This is a genomic window from Halomonas citrativorans (genome assembly GCF_014898005.1).
In the GTDB taxonomy this organism is placed as follows: domain Bacteria; phylum Pseudomonadota; class Gammaproteobacteria; order Pseudomonadales; family Halomonadaceae; genus Vreelandella; species Vreelandella citrativorans.
The window spans coordinates 1-1,935 of sequence record NZ_JABUYX010000055.1 but is presented as its reverse complement, the minus strand read 5'-3'; the positions used below and the strand labels follow the sequence as shown (position 1 = coordinate 1,935).

Here is a 1,935-nt window from a genome sequence, read left to right as displayed (position 1 = left end):
ATCGAGTAGGAAGGGGAGTCGCCTCCCCTGTCCTCTCACACCACCGGGCATACGGTTCCGTACCACGGCGGTTCATGAAGAACGGTTAAGCCCTCTTACCGTATCCAGTACCGAGATCAGTCCCTGGTCATAAAACCATTTCCTCGGCAGGGCCTGGTTCATGTGCGATGCCCCGGCGTTCCACCAAGGGCCTCGACCATTGCCTGCCGATTTCCAAGCTCGGGGCGCGTCCAGGCCCAGCCCTTGAAGTTTCCGGCGACGAGTCGCTGAACGTTTCCATTGCCGCCAGATTAGGCCGCGTAAGCGGCGACGTATCCATTGATCCAGCGCTTCCAAGGGCCGTTTCACATCAACAAAGCTGAAGTAGTTGGCCCATCCACGCAGGACTGGCCCCAACTCTTCGATTATCCGTTGGGTGTTACGCCCCCTGCCACGCTTCAGGATCTCACGAACACGCTGCATCATGCGCTTCAGACTTGCCTTGGCCAGCGTCAACTTCGGCTGCTTGTGCCAAGTGAGACGGTAGCCCAGATAGCCGCGTTTCCATGGCCGGTCCACCGCACTTTTCGTGCGGTTGACCGTCAGCCGAAGTGAGCTCTCGAGATACTCACTCAAGCTTTCCATGACACGCTCGCCTGCCCGCCGACTGTTGACGTACACCTGAACGTCATCGGCGTAGCGGCAGAAGCGGTGGCCTCGGCGTTCCAGCTCCTTGTCCAGATCGTCCAGCAGGATGTTCGCCAGTAGCGGGCTGAGTGGTCCGCCTTGGGGTGTCCCCTGTCGCCTCGGCGTGGGCAAGCCATGTTGCAACATACCCGCTTCCAGATAGCGGCGGATCAGGCGCAGCACGCGCTTGTCATCAACGCGCCGCGCTACCCGTGCCATCAGCAGATCGTGGTTCACTCGGTCGAAGAAGGCTTTCAGGTCAAGGTCGACCACCCAGCGGTGGCCAGCGGTAACATGGGCCTTCATGGCCGATACGGCCTGCTTGGCGCTGTGTTTGGGGCGGTAACCGTAACTCGACGCGGAGAACCCCGGGTCGAAGACCGGCATGAGCACTTGTGACAGCGCTTGCTGGATCAGTCGGTCGGTGACCGTGGGTATTCCGAGCTGCCGCACTCCGCCTTTAGGCTTGGGGATCGTGGCTGCTCGAACTGGACTCGGGTGATACGCATCGGCCAACAGCCGCTCACGCAGCGTTGGCCAGTGCTGTTTTAGGTGGTCAGCCAGTTGATGCACCGTCATGCCATCGACACCCGGTGCACCTTTGTTGGCAGCCACCTTACGGTAAGCTCGCTCCATGTTCTCCGGGTCAACGACCCGCTCCATGAGCGAGGCTGACTCCGCTTTCGTCCACGATAACGACGCCGGGATCGTCTCGACGCCCACCGGCTGGGGCGCGGAGTTCTGCTCCTGCCCCTCTGGGTGAGTGACGGTATTAGCGTCATGGTCTGTCTTCATGATCGATCCTCGAGACGTTATCGCCTACTCGCGGTTCTTCATGTTCGGCCCTTGGTGCCGTAGTGAACCGGCACTTACTATGGCCTCGGCTGACGTCTGGTAACCCATCCCGTCGCCTCTCGACGCCGGTAGCACTGTGGCACATCACCAGACCTCCCAGGGTAAGACGCGCGACCTTCCCGCTTATGCCTGTCGGATCTACGTCATGGCGTTCCGTGCAAGTACCGGGCTTTGATGATTATGGCCATCTCACCCCGCCATGACGCCTAGTATCCGCTTCCTATTCGTCAGGCCAGCGTTTTGCCTTGGGCTTCCTTCAGATTCCCCCTCGCGAGGGACACCCTTGCCGTCGGCTAGCACTTCCCCTTGCCGGGCGTGCAGGGGACTTTCACCCCCAAGTCATCCTGAGGCACCACCCTCAGGAATAGCGCCTGTTAAGGCGCTGCGCGCCATGCCTGGCGCACCATAAAAAAA

General features: G+C 60.5%; 1 protein-coding gene. It reads right to left on the bottom strand.

Annotated features, from left to right (window positions below; translation table 11 throughout):
* Window positions 1-72: 72 nt before the first annotated feature.
* The gene (gene ltrA, locus INT20_RS17855; RefSeq protein ID WP_193057446.1) at window positions 73-1,461 is read right to left on the bottom strand and encodes a group II intron reverse transcriptase/maturase; all 1,389 of its coding nucleotides are present in this window, start codon (window positions 1,459-1,461) and stop codon (window positions 73-75) included.
* Window positions 1,462-1,935 lie beyond the last annotated feature (474 nt).